The following is a 17,713-nucleotide window of genomic DNA, read 5'->3' on the forward strand; positions in this document are numbered from 1 at the left end:
ATAACGATGCTGGCCGCATCACGGCGATACTCCTCGGTGAATCGACGTCGTTGTCCCATATGAACATCCTTCCGCAAGACCACGTGGTCCCGCTAGTTTAGGTGTCCACAACAAGAGGGTAACCCCACAGTCATAGTCCTGCTCATTGTTGGTTTCCCCACCGGGCCTGCCCGCTGGATCTTTATCGACCGCATGAGCACGCGGGCTCGGCTGGGTTTGTTTTGGGGTGCGGTAAGTCGCCGTTAGGCTTGTTGTCTTAACGGCTGGTGTGCGGGGGCTGCCAGACTATTGTCCCGCCTTGGCGGGTAAGGCGCCCGCGCCGTGGTGGCGCATTCGGATCATCCTCATTAACCCCGTTGTGGTAGTTACACAAGGTCACCAGGTTGGCAACGTTAGTCTCCCCGCCGTGACTCCACGGCGTGAGATGGTGAAACTGTCCTCGCTCTGCCGGGGTCTTACAGCCTGGCCACGCACAGGTGGGGTGCTCTGCTGCGAGCATTGTGCGCTGCTTCGCAGATGCGAAGCGCTCAAAGCGGTACAAGTCCACCGGCCCCTGTGCCCGGCTTATCACCGTAATAAGACCCTCGTTGGCACAAGCACGCTCTACAAGCTGCGCGCCGGTGACAACAGTCCCACTGGTGGTGCGTACTAATACATCGTCGCCTTCGCGGCGCAGGATCGTGGCGTAGTCCTCCAACTGGAGGACTGCCATGGTCGTCACCCGAGTACGCTCAGCCGGGGCCCCGTCTGCTTTGCCGAGCATGCGGGCGATAAAACTTGTCCCTGGCCGCTTGTGGTCAATAGTCCGGAAAGCATCTGCCATATCTAACCCATTGCCGGTCACGGTCAGGGTGGCTAGCCCGTTGGGGTGTTGGCGCAGCATCGCGCGCTCGCAATACGTGCGGGGGACACGCATTTCACGCAGCCGGCGCCTAGCTACCGCAGTAACCTGCTCGCTGGGCGTGGCGCATAGCTCTACGCGTAGGTTCCATGCGGCTCGTTGTTCTTTGACGCGGCGGGTAAAGGATTCGATGTGGTGCAGGGTGCTCAGGGCGTGCCCGTTACTCCGAGCAGAGTTTACGGCCGAGCGTTGCTTGCCTGTGTAGGGTGTGGGGCCGAAGTAGATGGTGTGCAGGCTTATAAGCTCGGCGGCATCCTGTGTGCTGGCCCCTATCTTTTCAAGGTCCGGGGCAGATAGCCCTGAGCACTCGGCTACGAGGTCAACACCTCGGCTAAGTTGTGCGAAATACTCCTGCAAGCCCATGACCGCCACGCTAAGCCACCGCCAAGCGGTGCGACAAGACCCAACCCGCACCCAGTAAGGAAACTGTGGACAACCCACTAGGCCTGGGGCGGTTATCCACAGACGGGCCGCCTAGCCAGAACTTGGCAGTGCGGTAGCAAAGCCACCCGGCCTATCCTGAAGGATCAGGCTCAAGCGGAGGACAACTGACCAACAAAATCACCGCACTCTAAAACGGAAAGTCCGGTTTTGTGGGGGTTTCTTTTTCCCCTGAGCACAGGGGAGCGTTCCCCGATTTAGGAGCGTTGGTCAGCGCAGCATGTTAGGTTGGCTTCACAACCGAGAGCAGTTCAGGCGAAAGAGAATGCTCATTCCCTCTTCTGATTGTCGCCTTGATTCTCGGCTACCTTTCTCTCTATCACTCTGGCAAGGAGTCATCATGACCGCCCCATTCGGCAACACCCCGCAGCACGGCAACAACCAACCTGGTGCAGCACAGAACAATCCCTTCTCTGCGGCCGGACAGGGTCAACCGGCGGCACCGCAGTTCAACGCCCCCGCCTATCAGCAACAGCCCCCTGTAACCGCCTACCACGCCCCCATGCCGGTACAGCAAAACTACGGCGCACCCCAGTCCTTCGCCCCTCAGATGGGCGCACCAGCCGGGTACCAACAAAAGTCTTGGGTGGTAACGCTTCTGCTCAACTTCTTCCTCTGGGAGTTCTCGGCGCACAACTTCTACAAGGGATTTACTACCCGAGCCGTCATTCAGTTGGCTATGTTCTGGGGAGGAGCACTACTGATGCTGATCCCGTTAGTAGGTTGGGTGGCAGGTGGCGCCTTGTGGACCGCGGCATATGTTTGGGTGTTCATTGAATTCATGATGACCTTGTTCGGCGCTCAGTCGATGAACGTTGATGCGAACGGCGTCCCGCTTCGCAAGTAGGGCGTGCGCGGGGGAGGATTCGTGGGGCTGCTAGATTTGGTGCCATGACTTTGGACTTCGAATCAGCCTTTACTGAACGCACGCCGCGCATTGTGAACGCAGCGAAATTGCACCGCGCTGCGGCTCGCAAGAAGGCGGGTCGCTTCCTTATCGAGGGGGAGAACGCTGTCGATGCGGCGGTCTCCACAGGGGCTGCAACGGATATCTTCGTCACCGAGCACGCAGCGGAGAAGTTCTCAGATATTCTCACCGCCGCTGGCTACATGGATGTCTATGTGCATCCTATTACTGATAAAGCCGCGCGCCATTTGGCCGATACTGTCACGACAACGGGCCTTTTCGCCCTGTGTAAGCCGGTATTGTGGTCGGTGGGAAAGATCTTGGCTGGAAAGCCGCGCTTGGTTTCCGTTCCAGTGGAGACCGCGGAGCCTGGGAACGCGGGCACCCTCATCCGAACCTCGGACGCCATGGGGGCGGATGGCGTTATCTTCGCGGGGGATACTGTCGACCCACTCGGTTCCAAAGTGGCTCGTGCGTCGGCGGGGTCGCTCTTTCATGTCCCCGTTGCCCGCGACAACAACATCAAAGATGTACTCGGGCAGTTGCGCGCGGCGGGCCTGCAGATACTCGCCACAGCTGCGGACGGAGAAGTCGATCTTGCCGATGCGGAACTGGCACAGCCTACCGCTTGGCTGTTTGGTAACGAGGCCCATGGGTTGGGGGAGCTGGCCCAAGAAGCTGACGTGCGGGTGCGAATTCCGCTGCGCGGACGCGCAGAATCGCTCAACCTTGCTACTGCGGCGAGTATCTGTCTTTATGAGTCGGCCAAGGCGCTGGAAGCCTGACCCCTGCGCCTGCTGGCGCGCACTTCTGCGCTATGATTATCGGCGTTAGTTTTCGCCCGAGCAGAAGGTACGAGGCACGTGTCCGATTCACCTCAGATCGAATTGACCGAGGCAGCGCTTAATGCTGCCGCCGAGCAGGCAATTGCGGCCTTTAACGCCGCGAGTTCCTTGGAGGAGCTGAACCTATTTAGGCGTCAACACCTCGGAGACCAGGGCTACATCCCACAGGCGCGTCAGATGCTGGGCCAGTTGCCTAAGGCGGAGCGCAAGGACGCCGGACGCAACGTCAACCTCGCGCGTGGCCGCGCAGAAAAGCGCTTCGCTGAGGTCAAGGAAGTTCTTGAGCAGCAGGCGCGTCAGGCTCAGCTCGTGGCGGAGAAGGTTGACGTCACCGTCCCAACCACCCGTGCGCAGACGGGCGCGCTTCACCCCATTACGGCCCTATCGGAGCGAATCGCAGACATCTTCGTGGGCATGGGCTGGGAGATCGCTGACGGCCCCGAGGTCGAGGCGGAGTACTTCAACTTTGATGCGCTCAACTTCAAGCCTGACCACCCCGCGCGTACTTTGCAAGATACCTTTCATGTCTCGGTAGAGGGCTCCAAGCAGGTGCTGCGTACACACACCTCACCGGTGCAGGTCCGCACGATGCTCAAGCACTCAGTTCCCCTCTACATTGCTTGTCCGGGTCGGGTTTTCCGCACCGATGAGCTTGACGCCACTCACACGCCTGTATTCCACCAGGTGGAGGGTTTGGCCGTTGATAAGGGCCTGACCATGGCTCACTTGCGTGGCACCCTCGACCACTTGGCCAAGGTCCTTTTCGGGCAGGAAACCAAGACGAGGATGCGCGTGAACTACTTCCCCTTCACCGAGCCTTCGGCTGAGGTTGATGTCTGGTTCCCCAATAAGAAGGGCGGCGCAGGCTGGATCGAGTGGGGGGGCTGCGGAATGGTCAACCCTAACGTCTTGCGTGCGGTTGGTCTCGACCCAGAGGAGTACACCGGATTCGCATTCGGCATGGGGCTCGAGCGCACGCTGCAATTCCGCAATGGCCTCACAGATATGCGTGACATGGTCGAGGGCGATGTGCGCTTTACCCTGCCGTTTGGCGTGCAGGCATAGGAAAACCCAGAAAGGATTTGGAAGAAGAACATCATGCTTATTTCTCAGAACTGGGTCACCAGCCTTGTGCGCGCCAATAACGAAGGATGGAAAGCAAGCGAGCAGGAGCTGGATTCCGGCTTCGTCCGCGTTGGCTTCGAGACTGAGGGGTTCCAGGCATTGCCGGAGACCACCGGTCCACTCGTTATCGGCAAGGTTGAGGAGGTAGAAGAACTCACGCAGTTCAAGAAGCCCATTCGCTATTGTCAGGTTAACGTGGGCACGGCAAACGGAACCGGCGAGCTGCAGGGCATCATCTGCGGTGCCCGCAACTTCCGTTTGAATGATTTTGTAGTGGTGGCTCTGCCTGGGGCAGAGTTGCCCGGCGGGTTTAAGATTGCCGCTCGCGAGACCTATGACCACATTTCCAACGGCATGCTCTGCTCAGCCGCGGAGTTGGGCTTCACGGACAAGTCTGACGGGATCATCACCTTAGGTCAGGAGTTCACACCGCACCTAGGCGAGGACGCCCGTCCGCTCATTGGCCTCGAGGACACGGTTTTCGATGTCAACGTCACCCCGGACCGCGGCTACGCGCTTTCCGCGCGCGGGTTGAGCCGCGAGGTCGCCTCAGCCTTCGACCTAGACTTCGCGGATCCTGCGCTTGCTCCCGCCACGGTCACCGGGCTTGATATGTCCCGGGTGCCGCAACCTCAGTCCTCCCTGATTGATATTGACCTGCGGGAAGAGACCCAGGCTGTGCGCTTTGGTCTCCGCAAGGTTAGCGGCATCGACCCACATGCGCGCAGCCCCTTCTGGCTGGAGCGTGAGCTTATGCTCAGCGGTATTCGCCCCGTCAACGCCGCGACTGACGTGACCAACTACGTCATGTTGCTCATGGGAACTCCCATGCATGCTTTCGACGCACAGGCGGTGCAGGGCAACCTCGTGGTCCGCAACGCCCAGGCCGGCGAGAAGTTCGAGACCCTCGACCACGTAGAGCGCACCCTCGATGCAGAAGACGTTGTCATCTGCGATGAGTCGGGGATTCAGTCCCTGGCGGGAGTCATGGGTGGTACCCAGACCGAGATCTCGGATCAGACCGTTGACGTCTACTTCGAATCCGCCATCTGGGATCCGATTCGCGTCGCGCGTACCTCGCGCCGCCACAAGCTTTCTTCGGAGGCCTCCCGCCGCTTCGAGCGCGGCGTTGATGCCGCCGTGGTAGAGGTCGCCCTGGACTATGCCTGCGCCCTGCTTGTCGACGTCGCTGGAGGAACGGTCGAGCCCGGCCGGACGCTCATCGGTAGCGTGCCAGCGCCCGCCGCCATTAGCATCTCTGCAGAAAAGCCTGGCCGCTACGCCGGAGTGCAGTACTCGGAAGAGACCGTCATCTCCCGTCTACAGGAGGTAGGTTGCACGGTTGAGGGAAGCCAAGAGCTTTCTGTTACCCCGCCCACGTGGCGCACGGACATCACGATGGACGTCGATCTCATCGAGGAGGTCCTGCGACTGGAGGGCTTGGAGGACATCCCCACCATTCTTCCTACTCCGCGTGGAGGACGCGGCCTTAGCCCCGCACAGAAGCGTCGCCGCGCCATCGGCCACGGCTTGGCTTATGCCGGCTACGCCGAGATCCTTCCTTCGCCCTTCATTGCCAATGACACTTTCGACGTCTGGGGGCTGGCTAAGGATGATCCGCGCCGGCGCGCCGTTGGTGTTCAGAATCCGCTGGAGGCAGACAAGGCCGTATTGGGCACCACGTTGTTGCCCAATATGCTTGAGGCTATTGAGCGCAACGTGGCCCGCGGCCGCAGGGATCTTTCTCTCTTCGGGCTGCAGCAGGTCAGCTTCCAGCGTGCTGAGACTTCTCCCATGCCCTCGGTAGCCGGGCGCCCTTCGGAGTCTGAGCTTGCGGAGCTGCTCGATTCCCTCCCGGAGCAGCCTCTGCACGTGGCAACCGTTGCTGCCGGAAAGGTCGAGTTTGAGGGCCCTTGGGGTCAGGGACGCGAATACACCTTCGCCGACGCCATTGAGTCTGCGCGCCTTGTGGCCCGTGCAGCAGGAGTAGAGATAGAGCTCTCTGCGGCGGAGGAGCTGCCGTGGCATCCGGGACGTTGCGCGGCCATTTCGGTGCAGGGCAAGACAGTTGGCTACGCCGGCGAATTGCACCCGCAAGTCCTCGAGCGCCTCGGTTTGCCTGCGCGCACCTGCGCCATGGAGATCGATGTGACTGCCTTGCCTCTGGAGGAGTCTTTCCCAGCTCCGGTTCTCTCGGCCTTCCCTGCCTTGCACCAAGACATCGCTCTTGTCGTTGATGAAGTTGTGCCGGCCGAGGAAGTGCGTCGTGTCATAGCAGAAGGTGCGGGGGATCTTCTCGAGGATGTCCGCCTTTTCGATATCTTCCGCGGAGAGCAGCTCGGCGCGGGGAAGAAGTCGTTGGCTTTCGAGCTTGTCTTCCGCGCGGCGGATCGAACCCTGACTGACGAGGAAGTCAATGAACACCGCCTTGCCGCCGCAGAACTGGCGCAGGAGCGCGTAGGAGCGCATATGCGCGCCTAAAGCATGTCGATGAGAGAAAGCCCCTTTTCCTATGTGGAGGAGGGGCTTTTTCCATGCGGGAAGCGCGGTCACCAATGCAGGACCAGGCGCAGAGGCACCCAATCGAATGAATAATTTACACTCAGTTGCATATATGATAAGGTTGCGCTCTATGAGCATAAATGTAGCTGTTGCAGGCGCTACCGGCTACGCCGGTGGCGAGATTTTACGCCTTCTCTTGCGCCACCCGGCCTATCTGGCGGGCGAGTTGAAGATCGGTGCTTTGACGGGGCATTCCAATGCGGGGGAATCCGTCGGTAGCCTCATGCCGCACTTGCCACAGCTGCGTGAGCGCGAAATCGTGGATACCACGGTGGAGAACCTGCGCGGGCATGACGTCGTATTCCTGGGCTTGCCCCACGGACACTCGGCCGAGATTGGCCGCCAGCTCGGCCCAGAGGTGCTCGTTATTGATTGCGCCGCAGACTTTCGGCTGCGCAATGAGAGTGATTGGCACGATTTCTATAACGGCGACTATGCCGGCTGCTGGCCCTATGGTATCCCGGAGATTCCGGGTAATCGTGAGCTCCTGCGGGAAACCAAGCGCGTGGCGGTACCGGGATGTTTCCCCACCACCATCACTCTGGGTACTTTGCCGGCCGTCTCCGCCGGCCTCATCGAGCCCTCCCTTTCCGTCGTCGCCGTTACGGGCGTATCCGGCGCGGGTAAGAAAGCCAACGTCAAGCTGCTCGGCGCCGAGACCATGGGCAACCTGCGCGCCTATAGCCCAGGCGGGACGCATCGGCATACCCCCGAGATCATTCAGAACCTCAGCCCCTTTAGTGATAGCGAGGTGTCGGTTAGTTTCACGCCGGTACTTGCACCGCTCACGCGCGGCATTTTGGCGATCATTACTGCGCCTTTGGCTGACGGCGTCGACAAGCTCCAGGTGCGGGCCGCCTACGAGAAGTTTTATGCCGAGGAAACCTTCTGCAATGTGTTGCCGGAGGGCATACAGCCGGAGACGCAGAACGTCTCCGGTTCCAACATGGTCCATATTCAGACTCACGTGGACGGGCGCGCGGGGCAGCTGGTGATATCTGCGGCACTCGATAACCTCACCAAGGGCACAGGTGGCGCCGCCGTGCAGTGCATGAACCTCGCACTCGGTCTCGAGGAGACGGCGGGGCTTCCTTGCGCCGGCCTGGCGCCCTAAAACACGGCGTGATAACCGGATCTGAAGTACAACAGACAGAAAAACCACAGAAACAAGAGAGAAAAGAGCCATCAATGACGCTTCAGGGCGTAACCGCAGCGCAGGGTTTTCTAGCCAGCGCAACCACCGCGGGAATTAAACCATCAGGCAAGCCAGATATGGCACTGGTTGTCAATGAGGGGCCTAGCTTTGCAGCAGCGGCGGTATTCACGCGCAACCGAGTGGTGGCCTCGCCCGTCAAGCACTCCCGGCTTGCAGTGGCTGACGGACAGCTCAAGGCGGTCGTGTATAACTCCGGCAATGCCAATGCCTGCAACGGGCGTCAAGGAGACGCTGACGCTCAGGCCATGGCGGAGGCCACCGCCCAAGGAATTGGCGCCGAGACACAAGACGTGGCTGTGTGCTCCACCGGACTTATCGGCGAGGTTCTGCCGATGCTAAATGTTCACACGGGCATAGCTGCGCTGGGTCAAGCACTTTCTACTACGGGTGGGCATTCAGCCGCAGAGGCCATTATGACCACCGATACCGTCTCCAAGGAGACGGTCTTTAATGGCCAGGGCTGGACTCTGGGCGGAATGGGCAAGGGCGTGGGCATGATGGCACCCTCCCTAGCAACGATGCTGGTGTGCCTGACCACGGATGCCGTTGCTAGCCCCCAGGCTCTCTCGCAAGCCCTGCACGCTGCGAGCGATAAGACCTTTAACACGCTCGATGTTGATGGTTCGACCTCGACGAACGATACGGTCATCCTCATGTCCAGCGGTGCCTCTGGAGTTGAGCCCACCCAAGAGGAACTGGATGCAGCGGTGCTGGCGGTATGCTCCGACCTGGCGGATCAGCTCCAGGCTGATGCTGAGGGCGTCACCAAGCGCGTCAAGATTACGGTGCGCGGTACCTCAACGGATGCCCAGGCGCTGAACGCGGCACGGACCTTGGGCCGCGATAACCTCTTCAAGTGCGCCATGTTTGGCTCCGATCCCAACTGGGGTCGCGTTCTTGCAGCAGTAGGCATGGCAGAGGCGGATATGGATCCGGATAGGATCTCGGTCTACTTCAATGGTCAGCCGGTGTGCATCGATTCCTGCGGCGCTCCAGGTGCCCGCGAGGTGGATCTTTCCGGGCCAGACATCGATGTCATCGTAGATCTTGGCTTGGGCGGCGAGGGCGTAGCATTCGTACGCACCACTGACCTCTCCCACGCATATGTGGATATCAACTCGGCCTATAGCTCTTAGTCCTAAAGCCTTTAGTTCTACAACGTTTATTTAAGGAACACTATGATTCAAGGATTAACAAACCAGGATCGGGCCGGGGTCCTGGCTGACGCCCTGCCCTGGCTCCAGCACTACCGGGACAAGATCGTCGTGGTCAAGTACGGCGGCAACGCCATGGTCGATGAGTCCCTCAAGGCTGCTTTCGCCGCAGACATGGTCTTTTTGCGCACGGTGGGTGCAAAGCCCGTCGTGGTGCACGGGGGAGGACCCCAAATCAACGAGATGCTCACCAAACTCGGCATCGAGGGCGAGTTCAAGGGCGGCTTCCGCGTCACCACCCCGGAGGTGATGGAAGTCGTGCGCATGGTGCTCTTTGGGCAGGTCGGGCGCGGTTTGGTCAACCTTATCAACTCTTATGGGCCCTATGCTGTGGGAACATCCGGCGAGGACGCTGGGTTGTTCCGCGCTACCAAGCGTTTTGTCTCCATCGATGGTGAGAACACCGACATCGGAATGGTTGGCAATATCGTCTCGGTCAATCCTGCCGCGGTGATGGACATCATTGAAGCTGGGCGTATTCCGGTGGTCTCCACCATCGCCCCCGGCCTTGATGGCGAGGTCTACAACATCAACGCCGATATTGCGGCCGGAGAACTGGCCGCGGCCATTGGAGCCGAGCGCCTGGTGGTGCTGACTAACGTTGAGGGACTTTATACCGACTGGCCCAATAGGGACTCGCTGGTATCCAAGATCGAGCCTTCGAAGTTGGAGGCGCTTCTTCCCTCGCTCGATTCGGGGATGATTCCCAAGATGGAATCGTGCCTCAACGCCGTGCGTGAGGGAGTAAGTGCTGCGCACGTCATCGACGGCCGGATCGCACATGCGGTTCTGCTGGAGCTATTTACCATGGGCGGCATCGGCACAATGGTGCTGCCGGATAACTATAACCGTGCGGACTATCCAGAAGGCACAGTATTTAGGAAGGATGAAAACGCATGAGCGAACTGACACAAGAATGGGGCACCGTCCTCGCTAATACCTACGGCACCCCGCCGCTGGCCCTGGTGGAGGGCAAGGGGGCCACCGTGCAGGATGAGGAAGGTAAGAGCTACATTGATCTCCTTGCGGGCATCGCAGTCAATAGCTTGGGCTATGGTCATCCCGCGCTTGTCGAAGCCGTCTCCGCCCAGGTCGCACGCCTCGGCCATGTCTCCAACCTCTTCGCCAGCGAGCCGGTCATTAAGGCAGGGGAGAAGGTGCTCGCCCACGTCGCCGACCCGCAGGCCCGTGTGTTCTTTTGCAACTCTGGAACGGAAGCTAACGAGGCCGCTTTCAAGCTGGCACGCTTGACTGGGCGGCGTCGCATCCTAGCTGCGCACCACGGATTCCATGGGCGCACAATGGGGGCTCTGGCCATGACTGGCCAGCCTTCCAAGCGGCGCGCTTTCGAGCCGATGCCGGCCGGAGTCGAGTTCTATACCTATGGCGACATCGATTATCTGCGCACGTTGGTGGAGCAAAACCCGACCGACACTGCAGCCATCATCTTAGAGCCCATCCAGGGAGAAACCGGCGTTATCCCGGCGCCCGCTGGCTTTTTGGCAGCTGTGCGTGCGCTCTGTGATGAGCACGGCATTCTCATGATCGTCGACGAGGTTCAAACCGGAGTGGCGCGTACCGGGGACTTCTTCGCCTTCCAGTCCGAGGATGTCTTGCCTGATGTCATCACCATGGCGAAGGGGCTAGGCGGCGGTCTGCCCATCGGCGCGACCATTGTCCGCGGCTTGGCCGAGGGGCTGTTCACGCCCGGTAGCCACGGCACGACCTTCGGCGGAAATCCTGTCTCCTGCGTGGCGGCAACCGCAGTGCTCGATACGATAGATGATGACTTTATCGCCGCCGTGGCGGCCAAGGGCAAGTCTTTGGCGCAGGCCGTCGAGAAGCTGCCCTCGGTGGATCACGTCCGCGGCCGCGGGCTTATGCTGGGAGTCGTATTAAATGCACCGGTGGCTAAGCAGGCGGTGGCGGAGGGCCTCAATCAGGGGCTCATCCTCAACGCGCCGAATGAGTCGGTTCTTCGCCTGACCCCACCGCTGGTGATTAGCGAAGAAGAGATTGCCACCGCGACCGCACGCCTTAAGACCGTATTGGAGAATATTGCATGAGCATCCGTCACTTTTTGGCCGACGATGACCTCACCCCCGAAGAGCAGGCTGAGGTCCTAGACCTCGCTCTCGAGCTGAAGGCCGAGCCTTTTTCCGCCCGTCCGCTGGAGGGGCCGAAGTCCGTGGCCGTGCTCTTTGATAAGACGTCGACGCGCACCCGGTTTTCCTTCGAGGCTGGCATTGCTCAGCTGGGTGGGCACGCCATCGTCACCGAAACCAAGTCCACGCAGATGGGCAAGGGTGAGACCTATCAGGACACCGCCGCAGTGCTTTCGCGTTTTGTCGAGGCCATTGTGTGGCGCACCTACGATCACGCCAACTTCGCGGCGATGGCGGAGACCTCTACGGTTCCCCTCGTCAACGCTCTTTCCGATGACCTGCATCCCTGCCAGATCCTGGCTGATCTTCTCACGTGTCGCGAGAACTTCGGCGAACTGCGCGGGCGCAAAGCCGTCTACCTCGGTGATGGCAATAACAACATGGCCAATTCTTATATGATCGGCTTCGCCACCGCCGGCATGGAGATGACCATTGTCGCGCCGGAAGGCTTCCAGCCGGAAGCGGAGTTTGTGGAAAGGGCGCGTGCCCGCGGAACGGTCAACGTCACCGATTCTCTCGACGGAGTTAAAGGCGCGGACGTCGTAATCACCGATACCTGGGTGTCGATGGGCCAAGAGTCCGACGGCCTAGATCGTCGCACACCTTTCCTTCCTTACCAGGTCAATGCCGGGGTGATGGCTCTGGCGAACCCCGAGGCCATCTTCCTCCACTGTCTGCCGGCATATCGCGGTAGCGAGGTGGCAGCAGAGGTCATCGACGGCCCTCAGTCGCGGGTTTTCGACGAGGCAGAGAACCGCCTGCACGCGCAGAAGGCGCTGTTGGCATGGCTGCTCGCGCGTAACGAGGAGATTGCCTAAACCATGATCCCCCCTTCTACCCGGAATGCGCGTCAGGCCAAGATCCTCGAGATCCTCGACCGCACCCGTGTCACCAGCCAGGTGCAGCTCTCCGAGCTGCTTCTGGATGAGGGGATAGACATCACCCAGGCCACCTTGTCCCGTGATCTGGATGAGCTGGGTGCCAAGAAGGTTAAGCGTGATGGCGGGCGTTCCTTCTATGTTGTCGATGGAGAGCTCGAGCAATTCGATGATCAGGTCACCGGGCCGCGGGAGAAGTTGCGCCGCATGCTCGATGAGCTCGTGGTCTCGCACGACCATTCCGGCAACATCGCTATGCTCCGCACTCCGGCCGGGGCCGCGCAGTACCTCGCCAGTTTTATCGATAGGGTGGGGCTGCGCGAAGTCGTTGGCTGCATCGCCGGTGACGATACGATCTTCGTTCTCGCGCGCGAGCCTTTGAGTGGGCGGGAACTAGCGGAGAAGCTGACGGATAGATCCCTTTAGAGTGGGGGTTAGACTATTCCCCTTTATTCGTATATTATTAATTCAACTGAATTGTTTACAGTCTATTTAAGGAGACTTCAATGTCTGCACGCGTCGTGCTCGCTTATTCCGGTGGCCTCGATACCTCGGTCGCCATTCCCTACCTTTCCAAGATGACAGGCGGCGACGTCATCGCCGTTTCGCTGGACCTAGGCCAGGGCGGCGAGGACATGGAGTCCGTGCGTCAGCGCGCGTTGGCCTGTGGCGCGGTCGAGTCCATCGTCATCGACGCCAAGGACGAGTTCGCGGAAGAGTACTGCCTGCCCACCATCAAGGCGAACGCGATGTACATGAAGCAGTACCCGCTCGTCTCGGCCATTTCCCGCCCTCTCATTGTCAAGCACCTCGTGCAGGCGGCCCAAGAGCATGGCGGAACCCACGTCTCCCACGGCTGCACCGGTAAGGGCAACGACCAGGTTCGTTTCGAGGTCTCCTTCCGCGCCCTTGATCCTTCCCTGGAGATCATCGCTCCTGCGCGTGACTACGCATGGACCCGCGACAAGGCTATCGCCTTCGCCGAGGAGATCGACCTTCCCATCGAGCAGTCTGCTTCTTCGCCCTTCTCAATCGACCAGAACGTCTGGGGCCGCGCCGTCGAAACCGGCTTCCTCGAGGAGCTGTGGAACCCGCCGACGAAGGATCTCTACGCTTATACCGAGGATCCGGCTCTGGGCAATGCACCGGACGAGGTCATCATCACCTTCGAGAAGGGCAAGCCCGTCGCAATCGACGGCAAGCCGGTCACCGTGCTGCAGGCCATCGAGGAACTCAACCGTCGCGCCGGTGCCCAGGGCATCGGGCGCATCGACATGGTCGAGGATCGTCTCGTGGGCATCAAGTCCCGCGAGGTCTATGAGGCTCCCGGCGCCGTCGTGCTCATCAAGGCCCACGAAGCCCTGGAAGATGTCACGATTGAGCGCGAGCTTGCTCGCTACAAGCGCCTGACGGACGCACGCTGGTGCGAGGAAGTCTATGATGGCCTGTGGTTCTCCCCGCTGAAGAACTCCCTCGATGCTTTCGTGGAGTCCACCCAGGATGTAGTCAGCGGCGATATCCGGATGGTTCTTCACGCCGGAACTGCCACCGTCAATGGACGCCGTTCCAAGGATTCCCTCTACTCCTTCGATCTGGCCACCTACGACACCGGCGACACCTTCGATCAGACCGCGGCCAAGGGCTTCGTGCAGCTGCACGGCCTGTCCACCCAGATTGCAAACCAGCGCTCGCGCGAGGGCGGTTTCCCCACCGGAGCTCACAAGTAGATGCAGCAGCACAAAACCAACGAAGGCGCACTGTGGGGAGGCCGCTTTTCTGGCGGCCCCTCCGAGGCAATGTTTGCCCTGTCGGTATCGACCCACTTTGATTGGGTCTTGGCGCCCTATGACGTCTTGGCTTCCAAGGCGCATGCTCGGGTATTGCACCGCGCAGGCCTGCTCAGTGACGAGGACTTTAGCACCATGCTCGCCGGATTGAGCGAGCTTGGTGAGAAGGTAGCCTCCGGGCAGTTCCGCCCGCAGCCCACGGACGAGGACGTGCACGGTGCCATGGAGCGCGGGCTCATCGAGATCGTCGGGCCTGAGGTTGGTGGCCGCCTCCGAGCGGGCCGCTCCCGCAATGACCAGGTGGCAACCTTGTTCCGCATGTGGGTGCGCGATGCCATACGTGACATCGCGGCGCAGGTCACCGAGCTCGTCGCTGCGCTCTCCGCTCAGGCGGCAGCTCACCCCACGGCGATCATGCCGGGGAAGACGCACTCGCAGGCCGCACAGCCGATCTTGCTGGCACATTCTCTCCTGGCACACGCGCAACCTCTGTTGCGCGATCTAGAGCGCCTGCAGGACTTGGACAAGCGCCTCGCCGTATCACCTTATGGCTCCGGCGCCCTTGCTGGTTCTTCTTTGCACTTGGATCCGGAGGCCATCGCCCAAGAGCTGGGCTTTGACTCCTCCGCCGAGAACTCCCTCGACGGCACATCCTCGCGCGACTTCGCCGCGGAGACGGCTTTCGTCTTGGCACAGATCGCGGTGGATATGTCCCGCTTTGCCGAGGAAATCATCTACTGGTGTACGCCGGAATATGGCTATGTCACCCTCGATGATGCCTGGTCAACCGGTTCCTCCATCATGCCGCAGAAGAAGAATCCGGACGTCCCGGAACTCACCCGCGGCAAGACGGGCCGTCTCATCGGCAACCTCACGGGACTACTAGCCACCCTCAAGGCGCAGCCGCTGGCCTATAACCGCGATCTGCAGGAGGATAAGGAACCAGTCATTGACTCCTTTGCTCAGCTCAACCTGCTGCTTCCGGCAATGACAGGCCTCGTGTCTACCTTGACCTTCCACGAGGACCGCATGCGTGAGCTCGCTCCGCGCGGCTATACTCTCGCCACCGACTTGGCTGAGTGGATGGTGCGCCAAGGCGTTCCATTCCGCGAGGCCCATGAAGCCTCGGGGGAGTGCGTGCGCATCGCCGAGGCACTTGGGGTCGACCTTGTGGATCTCAGTGATGAGGAATTGGCCGGCGTCGACAAGCGGCTGAGCCCGGAGGTGCGCGACGTCCTGACAATCGACGGCGCTGTTGCCTCGCGTTCGACCCGTGGTGGCACCGCCGGCGTCCGCGTTGCTGAGCAGCGCCAGCGCGTCGACGAGCGCAACGAGCGCTTCAAGCAATGGGCACAGGAGCCGGTAATCCCGCGCGGATAACTGCTTTCCTAATATGCGTGCTTTCTGTGCAGGTAGTGCACGGTCCTAGTCTTGGGACCGTGCACTTTTGCATGTGCACATGAAACTCAGCCCTGAGTTTCATGACCTGTCTGCCTGCATGTCCGGGCAGGGAGGTAGCATGTCCATCATGAGTCTTGATCCACAGTTGCTTGAGGTACTTGTCTGTCCGCAAGACAAGGGCCCGTTGACCTATATCGAAAAGGACGAGGTCCTTGTCAACGAAAGGCTGGGAATTGCCTATCCGATCGAAGACGGCATCCCGGTAATGCTGGTTGCTCGCTCCTATCCGTGGACGCCAAATAGCTAGGTTGTGCCATCTGAAAAGGCGCAATTGAATGCATTTACACCTTCAAACACTCAGGAAAACAAGAGAAGACCGAAAGAAAAACCATGAATATCATTGACGAGCTTTCTTGGCGCGGACTTATCAACCAATCCACGGACCTCGATGCGCTGCGCGCAGCCTGTGAAGAACCCATCACTCTCTACTGTGGGTTCGACCCCACCGGTGACTCCCTGCACGCGGGACACTTGGTTCCCATGATCATGCTGCGCCGCTTCCAAGAGGCTGGGCATCACCCCATCACGTTGGCAGGAGGGGCCACCGGCATGATCGGTGATCCCCGCGATGTGGGCGAGCGCAGCATGCTGGGGGAGGAGACCATCGCCCACAACCTTGAGGCCATCAAGGCGCAGCTGCGGCGTTTCGTGAGCTTTGAGGGCGATAATGCCGCGCTCATGGTCAACAATGCGGACTGGACTGGGTCCATGTCCGTCATCGAGTTCCTGCGTGATGTGGGAAAGAACTTCTCTCTCAACACGATGTTGGACCGCGATACCGTCAAGCGCCGCCTCGAAGGTGACGGTATTTCCTACACCGAATTCTCCTACATGCTCCTGCAATCGAATGACTACGTGCAGCTTCATCGCTCGCATGATTGCGTTCTGCAAATCGGCGGCGGCGACCAGTGGGGCAACATTGTCTCCGGAGTCGATCTCAACAGGCGCGTCGATGGAGCCAAGGTGCACGGGCTTACGGTTCCTTTGGTCACCGATGCCTCGGGGCAAAAGTTTGGTAAGTCTACCGGCGGCGGAAAGCTGTGGCTGGATCCGGCGAAGACGAGCGCTTACTCCTGGTACCAGTACTTCCTTAACGCGGGCGATTCCGTCGTCCTCGACTACCTGCGTTGGTTCACCTTCCTAGACCAAGAGGAGATTGCGCAGTACGAAGAGCAGGTTGCCAACGAGCCCCATAAGCGGGCTGCTCAGCGTCGGCTTGCCCAAGAGCTGACCGATCTCGTGCATGGTCCGGCAACTACTAAGGCCGTTGAGCTGGCTGCGCAAGCGCTGTTCGGCCGGGCCGAGCTCAGCGAGCTGGATGAGAACACGCTGGAAGGTGCGCTTTCTGAGACCACCATTGCGGAAGTCGGACCAGAGGATGCGCGCAGTATCGTTGACCTTCTGATTGCCACCGGCCTGGCCGCTTCCAAGGGGGCTGCTCGCCGCACTATCAAAGAGGGCGGCGCTTATGTCAACAACGTGCGTATTGACTCCGAGGAGTGGGAGCCGGCACAAGATGACCTCCTGCATGGCAAGTGGTTGGTGCTGCGTCGAGGTAAGAAGAACTTTGCTGGCGTAGCGGTGGCATAACCGCCTCTGTTGCTGGCTTCGCCTGAAGCACAAGCAGAGGCAGCACACTATCAACCGCGGGGACGCAAGGAAGCGCGGGTTGGACAAAGAGCCTGTTCGAGAAATCGAATGAGGTCGCGGAATCCGACCCGCGCTTTTGTGCGTTATAAGGCACCAAGCCGCGGCGGATTGCTCAACAATATCCGTCGACCCGGTTCAAAATAGCCTCTGAGGTGGCGATTTGTGGGGAACTAGGGAGCCGTGTAACTTTATCGAAGTCGCCAGCGAGCAGCTGGTAACAAAAAATTTAAACGAAGTTAACACCGAGTTGACAAGATGAATTCTTGTGAACTAAGGTAAGTAACTCGGACGTGAAAGTTAAAGCTCTTACATATTTAAGGGTTGCGGCTTTCTACGGATGATGTTTGAGAACTCAATAGTGTGCCAATGTACTTTTTATTTTGTATTTTTTTCACTTCTTTTGGTGGTTGGTGATTGTGCCAGTTGGGCCTTTTTTGGTTTGGTTGGTTGGTGTGTGCCGGATGGGGCCTTTTTTGGGGCGTCATTGTAAATAGTTAAATGTTTTTCGGCTATGCATTTTTTATCATTGTCCATTTTTGGTTGTGGTTTTTGTTTTAGTTG

16 protein-coding genes are annotated in these 17,713 nt (G+C 59.7%); 14 read left to right on the forward strand and 2 right to left on the reverse strand.

Annotation, left to right across the window (positions count from 1 at the left end):
- Positions 1-256 precede the first annotated feature (256 nt).
- Complete coding sequence (locus F4V60_RS05795; protein ID WP_075731095.1) at positions 257-1,264, reverse strand: HNH endonuclease signature motif containing protein; 1,008 nt, start codon at positions 1,262-1,264, stop codon at positions 257-259.
- 418 nt (positions 1,265-1,682) lie between these two features.
- On the opposite strand from F4V60_RS05795, the gene F4V60_RS05800 reads away from it, so the two are divergent.
- The 14 genes from F4V60_RS05800 (at position 1,683) to tyrS (ending at position 17,092) form a co-directional block, all read left to right on the forward strand.
- Entirely contained in the window at positions 1,683-2,189 is a 507-nt protein-coding gene (locus F4V60_RS05800) for an NINE protein (protein WP_075729743.1), read from the forward strand.
- 44 nt (positions 2,190-2,233) lie between these two features.
- The gene (locus tag F4V60_RS05805) at positions 2,234-3,034 is read left to right on the forward strand and encodes a TrmH family RNA methyltransferase (RefSeq protein ID WP_075729744.1); all 801 of its coding nucleotides are present in this window, start codon (positions 2,234-2,236) and stop codon (positions 3,032-3,034) included.
- Positions 3,035-3,112: 78 nt separating this feature from the next.
- Positions 3,113-4,159 (forward strand): phenylalanine--tRNA ligase subunit alpha, encoded by a 1,047-nt coding sequence (gene pheS / locus F4V60_RS05810; protein ID WP_075729745.1) that lies wholly within the window; start codon positions 3,113-3,115, stop codon positions 4,157-4,159.
- Between the two features lie 33 nt (positions 4,160-4,192).
- Positions 4,193-6,700 carry a phenylalanine--tRNA ligase subunit beta gene (gene pheT / locus F4V60_RS05815; protein WP_075729746.1) on the forward strand — a complete coding sequence of 836 codons (2,508 nt, stop codon included), beginning with the start codon at positions 4,193-4,195 and terminating at the stop codon, positions 6,698-6,700.
- A 151-nt stretch (positions 6,701-6,851) separates the two neighbouring features.
- Entirely contained in the window at positions 6,852-7,895 is a 1,044-nt protein-coding gene (gene argC / locus F4V60_RS05820) for an N-acetyl-gamma-glutamyl-phosphate reductase (RefSeq protein ID WP_075729747.1), read from the forward strand.
- Between the two features lie 74 nt (positions 7,896-7,969).
- Complete coding sequence (gene argJ, locus F4V60_RS05825; RefSeq protein ID WP_075729748.1) at positions 7,970-9,133, forward strand: bifunctional glutamate N-acetyltransferase/amino-acid acetyltransferase ArgJ; 1,164 nt, start codon at positions 7,970-7,972, stop codon at positions 9,131-9,133.
- A gap of 42 nt (positions 9,134-9,175) precedes the next feature.
- Positions 9,176-10,111 carry an acetylglutamate kinase gene (gene argB, locus F4V60_RS05830; RefSeq protein ID WP_075729749.1) on the forward strand — a complete coding sequence of 312 codons (936 nt, stop codon included), beginning with the start codon at positions 9,176-9,178 and terminating at the stop codon, positions 10,109-10,111.
- The gene (locus tag F4V60_RS05835; protein WP_075729750.1) at positions 10,108-11,277 is read left to right on the forward strand and encodes an acetylornithine transaminase; all 1,170 of its coding nucleotides are present in this window, start codon (positions 10,108-10,110) and stop codon (positions 11,275-11,277) included. Before argB ends, F4V60_RS05835 begins: the two co-directional genes overlap by 4 nt.
- The gene (gene argF / locus F4V60_RS05840; protein ID WP_075729751.1) at positions 11,274-12,194 is read left to right on the forward strand and encodes an ornithine carbamoyltransferase; all 921 of its coding nucleotides are present in this window, start codon (positions 11,274-11,276) and stop codon (positions 12,192-12,194) included. Before F4V60_RS05835 ends, argF begins: the two co-directional genes overlap by 4 nt.
- Before the next feature lie 3 nt (positions 12,195-12,197).
- Positions 12,198-12,680 (forward strand): arginine repressor, encoded by a 483-nt coding sequence (locus tag F4V60_RS05845; protein ID WP_075729752.1) that lies wholly within the window; start codon positions 12,198-12,200, stop codon positions 12,678-12,680.
- Positions 12,681-12,760: 80 nt separating this feature from the next.
- A complete protein-coding gene (locus tag F4V60_RS05850) occupies positions 12,761-13,981 on the forward strand; it encodes an argininosuccinate synthase (RefSeq protein WP_075729753.1) in 1,221 nt (406 codons plus the stop codon).
- Positions 13,982-15,421, forward strand: a complete 1,440-nt coding sequence (argH, locus tag F4V60_RS05855; RefSeq protein WP_075729754.1) for an argininosuccinate lyase — start codon at positions 13,982-13,984, stop codon at positions 15,419-15,421.
- 139 nt (positions 15,422-15,560) lie between these two features.
- Positions 15,561-15,749, forward strand: a complete 189-nt coding sequence (locus tag F4V60_RS05860; protein ID WP_084559146.1) for a Trm112 family protein — start codon at positions 15,561-15,563, stop codon at positions 15,747-15,749.
- A gap of 83 nt (positions 15,750-15,832) precedes the next feature.
- Positions 15,833-17,092 (forward strand): tyrosine--tRNA ligase, encoded by a 1,260-nt coding sequence (gene tyrS / locus F4V60_RS05865; RefSeq protein ID WP_075729755.1) that lies wholly within the window; start codon positions 15,833-15,835, stop codon positions 17,090-17,092.
- Positions 17,093-17,527: 435 nt separating this feature from the next.
- Here tyrS and F4V60_RS12600 read toward each other — a convergent pair.
- The coding region (locus tag F4V60_RS12600) for a hypothetical protein (protein ID WP_211356591.1) at positions 17,528-17,713 on the reverse strand (186 nt) is incomplete at its 5' end.

The sequence above is a fragment of the Corynebacterium flavescens genome (assembly GCF_008693105.1).
Lineage (GTDB): Bacteria > Actinomycetota > Actinomycetes > Mycobacteriales > Mycobacteriaceae > Corynebacterium > Corynebacterium flavescens.

Bases quoted from the DNA above. Each gene is read 5' to 3' on its own strand.
- argB (WP_075729749.1), top strand. From the start codon at position 9,176: ATGATTCAAGGATTAACAAACCAGGATCGGGCCGGGGTCCTGGCTGAC.
- F4V60_RS05835 (WP_075729750.1), top strand. From the start codon at position 10,108: ATGAGCGAACTGACACAAGAATGGGGCACCGTCCTCGCTAATACCTAC.
- F4V60_RS05800 (WP_075729743.1), top strand. From the start codon at position 1,683: ATGACCGCCCCATTCGGCAACACCCCGCAGCACGGCAACAACCAACCT.
- argJ (WP_075729748.1), top strand. From the start codon at position 7,970: ATGACGCTTCAGGGCGTAACCGCAGCGCAGGGTTTTCTAGCCAGCGCA.
- argH (WP_075729754.1), top strand. From the start codon at position 13,982: ATGCAGCAGCACAAAACCAACGAAGGCGCACTGTGGGGAGGCCGCTTT.
- F4V60_RS05850 (WP_075729753.1), top strand. From the start codon at position 12,761: ATGTCTGCACGCGTCGTGCTCGCTTATTCCGGTGGCCTCGATACCTCG.
- tyrS (WP_075729755.1), top strand. From the start codon at position 15,833: ATGAATATCATTGACGAGCTTTCTTGGCGCGGACTTATCAACCAATCC.
- F4V60_RS05795 (WP_075731095.1), bottom strand. From the start codon at position 1,264: ATGGGCTTGCAGGAGTATTTCGCACAACTTAGCCGAGGTGTTGACCTC.
- F4V60_RS05805 (WP_075729744.1), top strand. From the start codon at position 2,234: ATGACTTTGGACTTCGAATCAGCCTTTACTGAACGCACGCCGCGCATT.
- argC (WP_075729747.1), top strand. From the start codon at position 6,852: ATGAGCATAAATGTAGCTGTTGCAGGCGCTACCGGCTACGCCGGTGGC.
- F4V60_RS05860 (WP_084559146.1), top strand. From the start codon at position 15,561: ATGTCCATCATGAGTCTTGATCCACAGTTGCTTGAGGTACTTGTCTGT.
- pheT (WP_075729746.1), top strand. From the start codon at position 4,193: ATGCTTATTTCTCAGAACTGGGTCACCAGCCTTGTGCGCGCCAATAAC.
- F4V60_RS05845 (WP_075729752.1), top strand. From the start codon at position 12,198: ATGATCCCCCCTTCTACCCGGAATGCGCGTCAGGCCAAGATCCTCGAG.
- argF (WP_075729751.1), top strand. From the start codon at position 11,274: ATGAGCATCCGTCACTTTTTGGCCGACGATGACCTCACCCCCGAAGAG.